The organism is Streptacidiphilus sp. PB12-B1b (genome assembly GCF_014084125.1).
Lineage (GTDB): Bacteria > Actinomycetota > Actinomycetes > Streptomycetales > Streptomycetaceae > Streptacidiphilus.
This window is the reverse complement of sequence record NZ_CP048405.1, coordinates 4,417,176-4,430,650: the sequence shown is the minus strand read 5'-3', so window position 1 is coordinate 4,430,650 and position 13,475 is coordinate 4,417,176. Positions and strand designations below refer to the sequence as shown.

The following is a 13,475-nucleotide window of genomic DNA, read 5'->3' as shown; positions in this document are numbered from 1 at the left end:
GGGCGACGCCCGCGCCGCGCCGGATGACCTACGGTGCTGCCATGACCTGGGACGGGGACGGTGCTGAACACGGCGCGCCCCCGCGGCAGCGGCGCCGCCGCGACCGCGGGCGGGCGCACGACCGCGACGACGCGGACCGGCACCTGGACGGCGGCCCGTGGGGCTCCCGGCGCGGTGGGGGCTCCCGGCGCAGCCCGGTGGCGACCGCGCTGGTCATCGCGTTCGCGCAGGTCGCCGGGACGCACTGGGTGGCGCAGCACGGCCAGTCGTCGCGGCACCCGCTCGACCCGCTCGGCTACGCCCTGCTGCTGCTCGGCCCGCTGCTGCTGGTCCTGCGCCGCCGCCTGCCGGTGGCGGTCTGCGCCGGTACGGCGGCGGTGGGCGCGGCGTACCTGATCGTGGGGTTCCCGTACGGGCCGGTGTTCCTCAGCGTCGTCGTCGGCTTCGTCGGCGCCGTGCTGACCGGCCACCGCCGGGCGGCCTGGGTGTCGTACGGCGTGCTGTACGCGGTGTTCCTGGGCGTCACCATCGCCCGGGACGGCTTCGTCTGGCCGTCCGAACTGGCGCTGCTGGCCTGGCTGCTGCTGGTGGTGCTGGTGGCCGAGGTGATCCGGACGCGCACCGAGCACCGCGAGCAGTGGCGGCAGGCGCGGGCCGAGCGGGAGCAGCGGATCGCCGACGAGCAGCGCATCGCCATCGCCCGGGAGCTGCACGACGTCCTGGCGCACAGTATCTCGCTGATCAACGTCCAGGCCGGGGTGGCCCTGGAACTGCTCGACGGCGACCCGGAGCAGGCCCGTACCGCGCTCACCACCATCAAGCGGACCAGCAAGGACGCGCTCGGCGAGGTGCGCCAGGTGCTGGGCACCCTGCGCGCCCCGGGCAGCGCCGCGCCGCGCACGCCCGCGCCCGGCCTGGAGCGGCTGGACGAGCTGGTCCGGCAGGCGGCGGCGGCCGGGCTGGCGGTGCGGCTGCGGACCGAGGGTGAGCCCGCGGCGCTGCCGCAGGGCGTCGGGCTGGCGGCGTTCCGGATCGTCCAGGAGGCGCTGACCAACATCATCCGGCACTCCTCGGCCCGCAGCGCCGACGTGGTCGTCGCGTACGCGAAGGGCGGGCTGCGGGTGCGGGTGGCGGATCCGGGCCCGCTGTCGGCGAGCGGCGGGCCGCGCGCCGGAGGCTCCGGCAGCGGGCTGGCCGGGATGCGGGAGCGGGTCGCCGCGCTCGGCGGCAGCCTCGCTGCCGGGCCGCAGGGCGAGGGCTTCGAGGTCCGCGCCGAGCTGCCGCTGCGGGCGCCGAACACGTCCGACGAACCCCACCCACCGAGGGAGAACCGATGATCCGGGTCCTGCTCGCCGATGACCAGCTGCTGGTGCGGGCCGGTTTCCGCGCGCTGCTGGACGCCCAGCCCGACATCGAGGTCGTGGCCGAGGCGGACGACGGCCTGGCCGCCGTCCGGCTGGCCCGCGAGCTGGTGCCGGACGTGGTGCTGATGGACATCCGCATGCCCGAGCGGGACGGTCTCGCCGCCACCCGGCTGATCAGCGCGGATCCGGCGCTGGCGGCGGTGCGGGTGGTCGTGCTGACCACCTTCGAGCTGGACGAGTACGTGTTCGAGGCGCTGCGCTCGGGCGCGGCCGGGTTCCTGGTCAAGGACACCGAGCCGGCCGAGCTGGTCCGGGCGGTGCGCGCGGTGCACAGCGGGGACGGCCTGCTGTCGCCCGGCGTGACCAGGCGGCTGATCTCTGAGTTCGCCGCGCGCTCCAAGCAGCCGGAGCACTCCGCGCCGCTGGAGCGGCTCACCGACCGCGAGCGCGAGGTGCTGGCTCTGGTCGGCCTGGGGCTGTCCAACGACGAGATCGCCGGGCGGCTGGTGGTCAGCCCGCTCACGGCCAAGACCCACGTCAGCCGGACCATGGTGAAGCTGGGCGCGCGCGACCGGGCGCAGCTGGTGGTGCTGGCGTACGAGTCGGGCCTGGTCCGGCCGGGCTGGCTGGGCTGACCGCCCGCGCGCCTGCCCGGCGGCCGGGGTGTGATCTGGCCCGCTTCGGCAGGCAAGATCCTTACCGGGCGGGCGGGGCAGGAGTAGCGTCGTCTCAGCATGCGGACCGCTACGAAAGGACCCCACCCATGTCCGACACCCCGCCCCTGGTCCGGTACGGCGTCGAGCAGGGCGTCGCCACGCTGACGCTCGACTCCCCGGCCAACCGCAACGCGCTGTCGTCCCGGTTGGTAGCGGAGCTGGAGCAGGGCCTCGCCGACGCCGTGAAGGACCCGGAGGTGCGGGCGGTCGTGCTCACCCACACCGGCGGCACGTTCTGCGCGGGCGCCGACCTCTCCGAGGCGACCAGCGGCGACCCGACCGCCAACCCGCGCCGCCTGGTCGCGGCGATGCGCGCGGTAGTGGAGCTGGCCAAGCCCGTCGTGGCCCTGGTCGACGGCCACGTCCGGGCCGGCGGGCTGGGCCTGCTCGGCGCCTGCGACCTGGTGGTGGCCGGGCCGAAGTCGACCTTCGCCTTCACCGAGGTACGCCTGGGCCTGGCCCCGGCCGCCATCTCGCTGTCGCTGCTGCCCCGGCTGGACCCGCGCGGCGCGGCCCGCTGGTGCCTCACCGGCGCGGTGTTCGACTCCGCCGAGGCGCAGCGGATCGGCCTGGTCACCGAGGCCGCCGAGGATCCGGCGGCGGCCGTCGGCGAGCTGCTGGACGCCTTCCGCAAGGCGTCGCCGCAGGGCCTGGCCGAGACCAAGCGGCTGGTCACGGCGGACGTGCTGCGGACCTTCGAGCGCGACGGCGAGTCGATGGTGGCGCAGTCCGCCCTGCTGTTCGGCTCGGACGAGGCGCGTGAGGGCATGCTGTCGTTCCTGGAGCGCCGCCCGCCGAACTGGGCCCTCGGCGGCTGACCGGGCCGCCCGGGCGCCGTCAGCCGTGGATCGTCCACTCCACCCGCTTGACCACTTCGGCGGGCAGCGTGACGACCTTCGTCGGCGGCTCCTGGATCGGCCGGAAGTGCAGCCAGCCGCCCTGGAAGCGGACCTCGCCGGAGGCCCGCAGCTGGGGGAAGCGCTCGTCGAGCTTCTGGCCCTCGCGGAAGAACACCTCCGCCTGGATCCACTCGCCCTGGTCCTGCGGGACATCACTGCTGGGCTTGCGTTCGAACATGAACCCATCGTCTGGCCGGGCCCGCCCGCGCGCATGTCGAGCGCGCGGGCGGGCCCGGCCGGGCGGTGCCGCCGGGCGCCGGTCAGCAGGGCTCCGGGTCAGCAGGGCTCCGGTCAGCTGGGCGTCAGGAGCGGGTGTACGTGTAGACCGAGGTGACCGCGCCGCAGATGCTGGGCTGGATCATCTCCAGCCGCAGCACGCCGGTCGAGGTGTCGTAGTCCACGCCCTCGGCCTCGTAGGTGCCCGAGCAGATGCTGCTCTGCGGGATGGCGCCGATGTCGGTGACGTGGCCGGTGGTGTCGCCGCCGGTCAGCGGGCCGGAGAGGTCGATCTCCAGCAGCGGCTTGCTGTCCGGGAACAGCGACTGCGAGGAGTCGTCGGAGGCGCAGACCAGCTGGGTGGCGCTGGTGAAGTCGCAGCCCTGGATGTCGTTGACGGCGTGGTCCAGGTGGATCAGCCCGGACAGGTTCAGCGTGCCGCCGGTCCGTCCGGTCTCCGGGTTGAGCAGCGGCGTCGGGTAGATCTGCAGGTGGTCCATGGTGCCCCACTCGCCGGCGACCATCCACTGGGTGTCGGGGGAGACCGTGTCGAAGGAGTTGTTGTACAGCTCGCCGGGGACCAGGGTGTGCGTGTACTCGTACGACGCGCCGGAGGGCGTGGTGACCCGGAACATCTTGCTGGTGGGGTTGGAGGCCCCGCTCTGGTAGGCGTCGAAGATGTACCCGTTGACGGAGTCCGGGTCGCCGATGTGGGTCCAGCTCTGGACCAGCACGGACAGCGGGATCGAGCCCGCGCCCCGGTAGAGCACGCTGTCGCCGCCCCCGGAGTGGACGGTGGTGACGCCCTCGCCCGCCGTGAGCGTGCTCTGCAGGCTGCTGCCGGTCTCGGTCCAGGCGGGTGCGTCGGCGTGCGCCTCGCCCGCGAGGGCGGTCGCCGCGAGCAGGGCGGCTGAGGCGGTGAGGGCCAGCGTGCGGGCGGTGACCCGGGTCCGGTGCGAGTGCGTCAAGGGAGGCTCCGTCGGCTGCATGTTGACGTGGACGGAGCAAGTTTGACCGCAGCGGGCCCGGTCCGCCAGAACCCGGGAGCGACGAAAGAGCGTCAATTGCCTTGCGCGGGAGCGAACTCGGCAGAATCAGGTGCACGCCGGGCGGCTGCCGTGCCGTCGTGCCTACGCGTCGCCCTCGGTGCGGCGGACCACCCGGTCGACCGCCTCCGCGCGCACGGTGACGATCTCGCCGCGGTCCCGCAGCCGGATGTGCAGCCAGGGCCCCTCGAAGGCCACCCGGCCGGACACCTGCATCTGCGCACCGGGCGGGCTCAGCTGCTGGTCCTCGCGGAAGTAGACGATCGCCTCGGGCCAGTCGCGTGCTTCGCTCATGGGGCAAGGATCGAATCCCCCGCAGGGCCCCGCCACTGCTCGCGGGCATCCGGGGGACGCCGCGTCAGGAGTTCGACCAGCTCCGGGTGGACAGCACCAGTCGGTACCCGTCCGGATCCTGCACCGTGACGCCCCACTGGTCCCAGTACGGGTTGTGCGCGGCCACCCGCCGCCCGCCGTGCTGCTCCAGCCGCTCGACCAACTCCTCCGGAACCGGGCCGTCGAGGTACAGCACCAGCAGATCCTCGGCGGTCGGCGCGGGCAGCACCGGGTCGCCCGGGGCGTGCACCAGCTCCAGATGCCAGTCGGCGTCCGGCCAGCCGAGCATCAGCAGCGCATGGTTCTGCGGCGTGCCGTCCCAGTCGTGCCGGAACAGCACCCCCAGCCCCAAGCCGTCCACCCAGAACCGCTCGGCCGCCCGTAGATCCCGCGACGGCCGCGCCAACCGCACCTGAGCCCTGCCGTACGTCTCCACCGTGCCCCCTCCCGGCCCGCCCCCTGGCGGACCACCTGCCGCCACCCTAGGCCGCGGCCGATCCTCCCGGATCCGCCGCGAGACCTGCTCCCCAGGCCCCGCCCCGGCTCCGCCCACGGACCGCCCCGGCTACGACGTGGCACACCGCTGGGCCTGCCCTCCGGGCACCGGTCTCCGCTGAGCTTCCACCGCGCCGGTGATCTTGCCAGCTACAGTCCCCGGGAGAGCCAGGTCACTGCTGGAGGCGGGCCCGGGGGAGACCTCGCCCCGCCCCTCCGGCACCGTCTGAAAGGGGCACCGCCGTGGGCATCACGATTCGTCAGGCCGTCGAGCAGGACGTCGAGGCCATCTCCGTTCTCCTGGGCGAGGTGGAGGCGTACTACGGCGGCGACCACGAGCCCGCGGACGAGACCCAGGTCCATGTCGCGCTGTTCGCCGAGCCCCCAGCCGCGACGGTACTGCTGGCCGTCGACGGCACCGCGGTGGTGGGCCTGGCATCCTTCTCCCGCCTGTGGCCCGCCGCCGGGGCCGACACCTCGATGTACCTCAAGGAGCTGTTCGTCGCCGAGCCCGCCCGCCGCCGAGGCATCGGCGCCCAACTCCTCGACGCGGTGAAGGAGGCCGCAGTCGAGGCAGGGTGCAGCCGCCTCGAGTGGACCGGCGACACCGACAACCCGACCGCGCTCACGTTCTACAAGAAACTGGGCGCCCCGATCCACCAGACCAAAACCTTCTACCGACTCCCGCTGTAACCCACCACCACGCCGCGCCTGGCGGCAGGCCCTACGACCTCGGAGCCTGCTGCGGGTACGCGGATACGCGGGTATGCGGGGAGCCGGATCGAAGCAGGCGGGTTACGGGGAGCCGGCGTCCCGGCGGCTGGGCGGACGTTGTTCGCCGTGGAGCCGACGCGGGTCCAGGCGGACGTGTACTGGATCGGTGTCCACAACGCCCTCGGCACCCCGGACGAGGGCGTGCGGTATGCGGCGCGGGTGGACGCGTCCACGCTGCCGACAGCGGAGCGCCGAGCCCGAGCGGCAACGGACTCCGCCCGCATGTGGCACGCCCTCGGCGACCGGCAGCGCACTTTCAGGGCACTGCGCGTCGTGGAGGCGGCTGCTCCGGAGGAAGCCCGACGCCCGGCACTGCGGGCGCTCACCGCCGACCTCCTGTACGGGCCCGGGACGGTACCGGGTCTGCGGAGTTCGCACAGCGCACCGGGGCCTGATCGGTACTGTCTCGGAGCAGTACGCCCTCGTCGACCGGCTGTCCCGCGCTGGTGCCGGTGCCATGCGCCGGGGCCTGCTGCCCCGAACGGGGTGCTCTGTCGGTGGCGATGCGTCCGTGGCAGGATGCCCCGGTCGGGCGGGAGTCGGCGGACGTTTTGGCCCCGGTACTGGAGGTTGTGGCGTGATCATGCTGTTGTCGGATGATGAGATCCAGGCGAGGCTGGCGGGGCTCCCTGAGTGGGAGCGGCAGGGCAATACGATTACGCGCCTGGTGCCGGTGCGGTACCACGCCGGAGTGGCGTTGATCGTGCACGTTGCGGACGTCTCCCGGCTCACGTCGCACCATGCGGAGGTTCACCTGTCGTTCGATGGGGTGCGGTTCACGGTCACCACGCACGATGCGGGCGGTCAACTGACTGTCGCTGACTTTGAGTTGGCCGAGCGCATCGACGTGATCGCGGCCGGGCATGCGGCGGCGTGGGACGTCGGGCCGGTCTCCTAGTTGCCCCCGCGTCGTGCGGCACACACTGAATGCGTCAGTGGGGTCATCTGCGTCGAACAGGCCGGGGTATCGCAGGGCGATGTCGATGGCCCGCTCGAGTACATGCGGCACGCCCGGTTCGGAGTTGACTGTGTCTGGCTCCTGGAGCCCACACCATGGTCATGACGACGGCAGCCACGCGCGGAGCACTGCGGGCGTCTGCTCGATCGTTCCAGATCTGGAAGTCCCTGGAGCCTCCGCCGGTAGGCGAGAGCAATGGTCAAATCCTGTGAATCCCACTCAGCACGTCGCGGCAGTATGCCCATGCCGGATCGGACAGCAGCGGACGCCAGCGGGTGAACAAGGTAAGCAGTCCGGGGCCGTACCTGCCTCGGATCTCCGGGCTGATCGCGGCGAGGTCCAGTTCGTTGGCGGCGGTCAGCTCGGCGAAGTCCCGACGCTGTTGCAAGCTCGGAACATAGCCAGTCCCGGTGAATCGGTCGTGGAACAGCCCGTCGTCTTCAGCCAGCCCTCGGTAGGTGGCCTTGCGGTCGCAGGAGGCATAGAAGTAGACCAGCGCCTCGGCGTCCGCTCCGATCGCCTCGGCCAGGACGGTCCGGTGCTCAAGGTCCAACAAGATGACCGGGAACCCGTCGGTGCCGTAGAAGGCGTGACACAGTCCGGCCGAAGCCAGCGGCTGAGGGGCGTCCCATGACAGGAGCAGCGCTTCGACCCGCTCCAGATGCGCGAGCAGCGTGCCGCCCGGATGCTCGATCTGCGCGGCATTCGCCGCCTGCAGCATCTCCCGTGCCTGTGCCGTCATCGCACCGTGGCCTTCCTGGGCGTTGGTTGCCTGATCCTTCCGTGCATCCCATCATGGCGGTGTCCGGCTCGCACGAGCACGACCACCTGTGGGGCGTTCCTGGGCGACCGGCCGAGCTGTGGATACGAGCGGGCGGCCGACAGTTCTGCTCCGTCGGCCGCCCGGTGGTGCGCGGGAGATCTTGGGTCAGGGCGAGTGGCTGGGCCACGTGAACTCGCCAACCGCGTTCGCGTTGGAACCGGGAGTACGGGTGACAGCGACCCCGTGACGGGCGGCGGCCGCCAACTCGAGGTGATCGGTGCCCGCCCGGGCCCGGCCGACCACACGGAGCCGGTCGGCCAGGGGCACACCCCGGACATGAATGGGCATCAGAGAGGGGCCGATCCCAGTGCCTCGGGATCGGCCCCTCATCGCTGCCTCAGTCGCGCGGTCTCGCGTGGCTAGCCCATGGACTCGAGGGTGCGGCCCTTGGTCTCCTTGATGAAGAAGTAGACGAAGGGGATGGAGAGGAGGGCGAAGCAGGCGTAGATGACGTAGGTGGCCGAGAGGTTCCAGTCGGACATGGTGGGGAAGCTGACGGTGATGGCCCAGTTGGCGATCCACTGGGCGGAGGCGGCCACGGAGAGGGCCAGGGCGCGGATCTTGTTGGGGAACATCTCGCCGAGCAGGACCCAGACCACCACGCCCCAGGAGAAGGCGAAGCAGAGAACGAAGACGTGGGCGGCGACCAGGGCCACGGTGGCCTGCAGGTGGGGCAGGGTGGCGGAGGTGCCGGTGCCGTGGCGGTAGGAGAAGGCCCAGGCGGCGAAGCCCAGGGCGACGGCCATGCCGGCGGAGCCGGTCAGAGCCAGTGGGCGGCGTCCGACGCGGTCGACCAGGACGACGGCGATGACCGTGCCGACGATGTTCACCAGCGAGGTGGAGACGCTGATCAGCAGCGAGTTGCTGGCGTTGATGCCGACCGACTGCCACAACAGCGAGGAGTAGTAGAAGATCACGTTGATGCCGACGAACTGCTGGAAGACCGAGGCGCCGATGCCGATCCAGACGATCGCCTTCAGGTTGCGCCCGTTGAGCAGGTCCTTGAACGAGCTCTTGTGCTCCGTGGAGATGACGGTGCGGATCTCCTCGATCCGGCCGTCGATGTCGGTGCCCGGGTCCTCGATGTCGGTCAGCACCGAGCGCGCCCGGTCGGTGCGTCCGCTGGCGATCAGGAAGCGCGGCGACTCGGGGATGGCGAAGGACATCAGGAAGTAGATCAGCGCGGGGATGGTCTCCACGCCCAGCATCCACTGCCACGCCTGGATTCCGGCGATCTTGTCGTTGGGGCTGCCGCCGGCGCCCTGGTTGAGGGCGTAGTTGACGAGCTGGGAGATGAAGATCCCGAGGACGATCGCGGCCTGTTGGAAGGAGGCCAACCGGCCGCGTACGGCGGGCGGGGCCACCTCGGCGATGTAGGCGGGGGCGATCACCGAGGCCATGCCGATGGCCAGGCCGCCGACCACGCGCCAGACGCCGAGCACGAAAATGCTCGGCGGGAACATCGAGCCGACGCCGCTGATGGCGAAGAGGATGCCCGCGATCTGCATCACCCGGATGCGGCCGAGCCGGTCGGCCATGCCGCCCGCGACGGCGGCGCCCACGGCCGAGCCGAGCAGGGCGGACGAGACCACCAGGGCCGTCTCGCCGTTGCCGACCTTGAAGTGGTGCTGGATGCCGGTCACGGCACCGCTGATCACCGAGCTGTCGTAGCCGAACAGGAACCCGCCCATGGCCGCGGCGGCGGCGATGAAGATGATGTGACCGAGGTTGGCCTCTCCGGCGGGGCGTTGGTGCGCGGTGGTGGTCAGTTGAGGCTCCCGGGAGTGCAACGGGCCGCCGTGCGGGCGGCACCGGACTGATGGTCCGTCCGGACAGCCTAGGAAGGTGCACCCCATCGGGCCTGCGGCGCGACGGGTTCCTGAGCCGTCCGGGTGGGCTCCTGCCCCGGACGGCCCAGTGCACGCATGGCCTTTCCCGCCCCGCGTTCCCCGGGGCCGCTGCGGCCGCCGGGGGCGGGAGACGCCGTCTCAGGAGCCGCTGCGGGCGTCCCGGCGGCGCAGCAGCTGGGCCCGGGCCCCGGCGTCGCGCGGACGCCCGCGCTCGGCCAGCCGCTCGGCGACGGCCGTCTGCAGCTCGACGTCCTTCTTGTCGTCGTACTTGAACTTCGGCCGCACCTCGGTGATCTGGAGGCGCAGCCCGCGGATGGCGGAGAGCATCCGCCCGAACGGCGGTTGGCCGGGGACGATGGGCGTCCTCGGGGTGTCCGGCTGGAAGTGGGCGAGCTGGCGGTCCATCAGCGCGGCCTTCAGCTCCGGGTCGTCCACGACGGTGGCGGTGCCGACCAGGTGCACCGAGGCGTAGTAGGTGGTGGGGACGCCCTGCTCGGGCGGGGTGCCCGCCGGGGGCCGCCAGGGGCCGGGGACGAAGGCGTAGTCGTCCGTCACGGCGAGGGTGAGCCGGGGGTTGGCCTCGATCGCGGCCCAGACCGGATTGGGGCGGGCCAGGTGCAGCAGCACCTCCTCGCCGCCCTGGTAGACGAACTGGGTGGGGACGAGCACCGGCGCGGCGCCGTCGGGGCCGTTGGCGGCGAGCAGCCCGAAATCGCGCGCCGCCAGCCAGGTGCGCCACTCCTGGTCGGCGCCCCGGTCCCACGGATGGATCAGCATGGGGACTTCTCCTGCTCGGTTCCTGCTCGACACCGCTTATGCACTAGTGCATAATGATCTTTGTGCTAGGAGATTATCGGATTCGTGGGCGGCGCGCCACGGAGATCGCCGCCGACGTCGAACACGCGGTCGTCACCGGCGTACTGCCGCCCGAGGCGGCCCTGCCGCCGCTGCGGGAGCTGGCGGCGGAGCTGGGGGTCAATCCCAACACGGTCGCCGCCGCCTACCGGCTGCTGCGCGACCGGGGAGTGATCGAGACCGCCGGCCGGCGCGGCAGCCGGGTCCGCGCCCGGCCCGCGCTCACCTCGCGCGACGCCGTCCGGCTGGCCGTTCCCGAGGGCGTCCGCGACCTGGCCCAGGGCAATCCCGACACCGTGCTGCTGCCCGACCTGGAGCAGGCCGCCCTGGAGGCGGCCCGGGCCCACGCCGTCCGACCGGTCCTGTACGGCGGCCCGGCCCTGGATCCGCGGCTGCGCGCCCTGGCCGAGGCGTCGTTCGCGGCCGACGGCGCCCCGGTGGGGCCGGTCGGGTCGATTGCGTCGGTCGGGTCGGTGTGGGGCGAGCCGGAGGAGGGCGAGGCCGCCACCGTCGGCGTCGCCTCGGGATCGCTGGACGCCATCGAACGGATCTTCCTGGCCTGGCTGCGCCCCGGGGACACGGTCGCGGTGGAGGACCCGGGCTGGAGCAGCCTGCTCGACCTGCTGCCCGCGCTCGGCCTCAAGCCGGTGCCGGTCGCCGTGGACGACGACGGCCCGCTGGTGCAGGACGTCGCCCGGACGCTGGCCGAGGGCGCCCGCGCGCTGGTGGTGACCAGCCGCGCGCAGAACCCGACCGGCGCGGCCGTCGGCCCAGAGCGGGCGTCCGATCTGAGAGCAGTGCTCTCGCACCACCCGGACGTGCTGCTGGTCGAGGACGACCACGGCCACGGCATCGTGGACCTGCCCTGCCGGCTGCTCTGCGCCGGTCCCGACGGCCGGCCGGTCACCGCCCACTGGGCCGTGGTCCGCTCGGCCGCCAAATCGCTCGGCCCCGACCTGCGGGTGGCCGTCCTCACCGGGGACGCCCAGACCCTGGACCGGGTGCGCGGACGCCAGCGGCTCGGCGCGGGCTGGGTCAGCCACCTGCTCCAGCGCACCGTCGCCGCCCTGTGGGCAGCGGAGGACACGGCCCCGGCCGCCGCCTCCTACCGGGCCCGGCGGGACGGGCTGCTCGCCGAGCTGGCCGCGCGCGGCGTCCCGGCCCGGGGGCGCAGCGGGCTCAACGTCTGGATCCCGGTGTCGGACGAGACCGCGACCGTCGCCGGGCTGCTGCAACGCGGCTGGGTGGTCGCCGCGGGCGCGCGCTTCCGGATCGGCTCGCCGCCCGGCGTCCGGGTGACGGTCTCCTCGCTGACCGAGGAGGAGCTGCCGCGCCTGGCCGCCGACGTGGCGGCTGTGCTGCGGGTGCGCGGCGGCGACGTCCGCGGGGTCTGAGGCGGCCGGGCCGAACCGCCGACCGGGCGCGCCCCGGCTCACTGCGGGGGCAGCAGCCCCTGGGCACGGGCCCGGGGCAGCCAGCCCGGGTACTCGGCCATCATCAGTTCGAACAGCTGGTCGTCGGTGATGTTGCCCGGATCCTGCACGCAGAAGAAGTCGGCATTGTCGGCGAAGCGGCCCGGGAGCTGGTCCAGCTCCTCCAGGAAGCGGAAGGTGCCCTCGCTCCACCCGGCGGCCACCGCCTGGAGCCGCTTGGCGAACCGCGACTTCTTCACCGGCTGCGGCGCCTCCTGGACCGGCGCGTCCACCGACTTCGAGGACCGGCCGAGCCCCATGAACTGCCAGAACAGTGGCTCGTAGCTGGACGCCAGGACCTGCTCACGGGCGGCGCCCTCGCTGACCGTCCGGCCGTCCGTCACGAACATCACGTAGACCGGCTGCTGGGCGAAGACCGGGCCGAAGCGCCGCTCGCTGGTGCCGAAGTACTCCTCGCGGATCAGCCGCATGGCCTTGGCGTAGTCCGTGCCCGGCTCCAACGGCCACTGCGACAGCATCCGCTGGGTCCAGCCCCGGTAGCTGTCCAGGCCGACGCTGCCCGCCTCGTGCGCGTTGGCGCCGAAGAGGAAGACGTCGACCTCGGCGTTGTCGTCGAAGCGCAGACCGAGCGCGAGCACCCGCTCGACCAGCGCCTGCACCTTGCCCGAGCGGTACAGGCCGCCCATCGACCCGGAGATGTCCAGGCACAGGGCGACCCGCGCGGTGTGCTCGCCCAGGCCCCGCTTCTCCAGGCTGACCGCGGCGCGCTTGGTCAGGTCGAGCAGGTTGTGGTCGCCGCGGTCGGCGAGCTGCTTCTCCAGCGAGATCAGCTTCTGCTTCTTCAGGCTCAGCCCGGGCCCGGGCGCGGCTGCGGCTGGGGCGGCGGCCGGAGGCGGCAGCGGGGAGGACGACACCAGGGTCGGCGTGGGCGCCGGGGCGGGCTGCATCACCGGCGGCGGGCCGAAGCCGACCGGCGGCTCGGGTGCGGACGCGGGCTGGACGGCGGCAGCAGGCTGGGCGAAGGCCGTCGGCTGGGCAGAGGCCGCAGGCTGGGCGCCTGCCGCCGGGGGCTGGGGCTCGTCGTCGTCCACCGAGATGCCGAAGTCGGTGGCCAGCCCCTCCAGCCCGGACGCGTAGCCCTGGCCGACCGCGCGGAACTTCCAGCCGTCCCCGCGCCGGTAGAACTCGCCGAAAAGGAAGGCGGTCTCCGTGGTCGCGCCGTCGATGACGAACTGCACCAGCCCCTCGCCGTCCGCGCCCCGCAGGTCCAGCCGCAGCGCCGGGACCTCGCCGAAGGTGCCGCCGTCCGCCGAGGCGCCGACCACCACCCGGTCGATGCCCGGCTCCAGCGCGGCCAGGTCGACCACCAGCGCGTCGGTGGTCTCACCGGGCTGGGCGTGCTTGCCGGCGTGCCGCACCGCGCCGGAGCTGTGCCGGGGCTGGTTGTAGAAGACGAAGTCCGCGTCCGAGCGGACCTTGCCGCCCGCGTCCAGCAGCAGCGCGGAGACGTCCACGTCGGGGGCGGCGGCGTCGGTGCGCCAGGTCACGGCCGCATGGATCGCCGCCGTGGGCACGGGATGGTTGGAACCCTTGGTCATCATCGCGGTCATGGGGCCATCCTGCCCAATCCCGGGCCGCCGGGGCAGCCTCGGGACGGCAACGACACGGACGCGCTTTCGGCGGACATTGAGAACCGACCGACCGTTCGGTAGT

15 protein-coding genes are annotated in these 13,475 nt (G+C 72.9%); 6 read left to right on the top strand and 9 right to left on the bottom strand.

Annotated elements, in window-relative coordinates:
• The first annotated feature begins 41 nt into the window (after window positions 1–41).
• The 3 genes from GXW83_RS19600 (at window position 42) to GXW83_RS19590 (ending at window position 2,898) form a co-directional block, all read left to right on the top strand.
• On the top strand, window positions 42–1,337 hold the full coding sequence (locus GXW83_RS19600) for a sensor histidine kinase (protein ID WP_182444323.1): 1,296 nt from the start codon (window positions 42–44) through the stop codon (window positions 1,335–1,337).
• Entirely contained in the window at window positions 1,334–1,999 is a 666-nt protein-coding gene (locus GXW83_RS19595) for a response regulator transcription factor (protein ID WP_182444322.1), read from the top strand. Before GXW83_RS19600 ends, GXW83_RS19595 begins: the two co-directional genes overlap by 4 nt.
• A 128-nt stretch (window positions 2,000–2,127) precedes the next feature.
• Window positions 2,128–2,898 carry an enoyl-CoA hydratase family protein gene (locus GXW83_RS19590; protein WP_182444321.1) on the top strand — a complete coding sequence of 257 codons (771 nt, stop codon included), beginning with the start codon at window positions 2,128–2,130 and terminating at the stop codon, window positions 2,896–2,898.
• Between the two features lie 19 nt (window positions 2,899–2,917).
• Here the strand turns inward: GXW83_RS19590 and GXW83_RS19585 are convergent, their stop codons facing one another.
• The 4 genes from GXW83_RS19585 to GXW83_RS19570 all read right to left on the bottom strand — a co-directional run bounded on the left by GXW83_RS19585 (window position 2,918) and on the right by GXW83_RS19570 (window position 5,010).
• The gene (locus GXW83_RS19585; protein WP_182444320.1) at window positions 2,918–3,157 is read right to left on the bottom strand and encodes a hypothetical protein; all 240 of its coding nucleotides are present in this window, start codon (window positions 3,155–3,157) and stop codon (window positions 2,918–2,920) included.
• 124 nt (window positions 3,158–3,281) lie between these two features.
• Window positions 3,282–4,163 (bottom strand): hypothetical protein, encoded by an 882-nt coding sequence (locus GXW83_RS19580; RefSeq protein WP_225447113.1) that lies wholly within the window; start codon window positions 4,161–4,163, stop codon window positions 3,282–3,284.
• 162 nt (window positions 4,164–4,325) lie between these two features.
• Window positions 4,326–4,535 carry a hypothetical protein gene (locus tag GXW83_RS19575; RefSeq protein ID WP_182444319.1) on the bottom strand — a complete coding sequence of 70 codons (210 nt, stop codon included), beginning with the start codon at window positions 4,533–4,535 and terminating at the stop codon, window positions 4,326–4,328.
• 64 nt (window positions 4,536–4,599) lie between these two features.
• The gene (locus GXW83_RS19570) at window positions 4,600–5,010 is read right to left on the bottom strand and encodes a VOC family protein (RefSeq protein ID WP_182444318.1); all 411 of its coding nucleotides are present in this window, start codon (window positions 5,008–5,010) and stop codon (window positions 4,600–4,602) included.
• A gap of 302 nt (window positions 5,011–5,312) precedes the next feature.
• Here GXW83_RS19570 and GXW83_RS19565 point away from each other — a divergent pair, with 302 nt between their 5' ends.
• Both GXW83_RS19565 and GXW83_RS19560 read left to right on the top strand, forming a co-directional pair.
• Window positions 5,313–5,762, top strand: coding sequence for a GNAT family N-acetyltransferase (locus tag GXW83_RS19565; protein WP_225447112.1), 450 nt, complete (start codon window positions 5,313–5,315; stop codon window positions 5,760–5,762).
• A 664-nt stretch (window positions 5,763–6,426) separates the two neighbouring features.
• A complete protein-coding gene (locus GXW83_RS19560) occupies window positions 6,427–6,741 on the top strand; it encodes a 4a-hydroxytetrahydrobiopterin dehydratase (protein WP_182447431.1) in 315 nt (104 codons plus the stop codon).
• Between the two features lie 259 nt (window positions 6,742–7,000).
• On the opposite strand, the gene GXW83_RS19555 is transcribed toward GXW83_RS19560, so the two are convergent.
• From GXW83_RS19555 to GXW83_RS19540, 4 genes are all read right to left on the bottom strand, one after another.
• A complete protein-coding gene (locus GXW83_RS19555; protein ID WP_225447111.1) occupies window positions 7,001–7,543 on the bottom strand; it encodes a DUF6817 domain-containing protein in 543 nt (180 codons plus the stop codon).
• A 186-nt stretch (window positions 7,544–7,729) separates the two neighbouring features.
• Entirely contained in the window at window positions 7,730–7,912 is a 183-nt protein-coding gene (locus GXW83_RS19550) for a hypothetical protein (protein WP_225447110.1), read from the bottom strand.
• 71 nt (window positions 7,913–7,983) lie between these two features.
• Window positions 7,984–9,414 (bottom strand): sugar porter family MFS transporter, encoded by a 1,431-nt coding sequence (locus GXW83_RS19545; RefSeq protein WP_225447109.1) that lies wholly within the window; start codon window positions 9,412–9,414, stop codon window positions 7,984–7,986.
• Between the two features lie 198 nt (window positions 9,415–9,612).
• The gene (locus GXW83_RS19540; RefSeq protein WP_182444315.1) at window positions 9,613–10,251 is read right to left on the bottom strand and encodes an FMN-binding negative transcriptional regulator; all 639 of its coding nucleotides are present in this window, start codon (window positions 10,249–10,251) and stop codon (window positions 9,613–9,615) included.
• Between the two features lie 62 nt (window positions 10,252–10,313).
• Here GXW83_RS19540 and GXW83_RS19535 point away from each other — a divergent pair, with 62 nt between their 5' ends.
• Window positions 10,314–11,723 (top strand): aminotransferase class I/II-fold pyridoxal phosphate-dependent enzyme, encoded by a 1,410-nt coding sequence (locus GXW83_RS19535; RefSeq protein WP_182444314.1) that lies wholly within the window; start codon window positions 10,314–10,316, stop codon window positions 11,721–11,723.
• A gap of 38 nt (window positions 11,724–11,761) precedes the next feature.
• Here the strand turns inward: GXW83_RS19535 and GXW83_RS19530 are convergent, their stop codons facing one another.
• Entirely contained in the window at window positions 11,762–13,372 is a 1,611-nt protein-coding gene (locus GXW83_RS19530) for a VWA domain-containing protein (protein WP_182444313.1), read from the bottom strand.
• Window positions 13,373–13,475 lie beyond the last annotated feature (103 nt).

What these genes read in the sequence shown, in the direction of transcription:
- GXW83_RS19560 (WP_182447431.1), top strand. Translation starts at nt 6,427, where the DNA reads ATGCTGTTGTCGGATGATGAGATCCAGGCGAGGCTGGCGGGGCTCCCT.
- GXW83_RS19540 (WP_182444315.1), bottom strand. Translation starts at nt 10,251, where the DNA reads ATGCTGATCCATCCGTGGGACCGGGGCGCCGACCAGGAGTGGCGCACC.
- GXW83_RS19595 (WP_182444322.1), top strand. Translation starts at nt 1,334, where the DNA reads ATGATCCGGGTCCTGCTCGCCGATGACCAGCTGCTGGTGCGGGCCGGT.
- GXW83_RS19530 (WP_182444313.1), bottom strand. Translation starts at nt 13,372, where the DNA reads ATGACCGCGATGATGACCAAGGGTTCCAACCATCCCGTGCCCACGGCG.
- GXW83_RS19555 (WP_225447111.1), bottom strand. Translation starts at nt 7,543, where the DNA reads ATGACGGCACAGGCACGGGAGATGCTGCAGGCGGCGAATGCCGCGCAG.
- GXW83_RS19590 (WP_182444321.1), top strand. Translation starts at nt 2,128, where the DNA reads ATGTCCGACACCCCGCCCCTGGTCCGGTACGGCGTCGAGCAGGGCGTC.
- GXW83_RS19550 (WP_225447110.1), bottom strand. Translation starts at nt 7,912, where the DNA reads ATGCCCATTCATGTCCGGGGTGTGCCCCTGGCCGACCGGCTCCGTGTG.
- GXW83_RS19575 (WP_182444319.1), bottom strand. Translation starts at nt 4,535, where the DNA reads ATGAGCGAAGCACGCGACTGGCCCGAGGCGATCGTCTACTTCCGCGAG.
- GXW83_RS19585 (WP_182444320.1), bottom strand. Translation starts at nt 3,157, where the DNA reads ATGTTCGAACGCAAGCCCAGCAGTGATGTCCCGCAGGACCAGGGCGAG.
- GXW83_RS19600 (WP_182444323.1), top strand. Translation starts at nt 42, where the DNA reads ATGACCTGGGACGGGGACGGTGCTGAACACGGCGCGCCCCCGCGGCAG.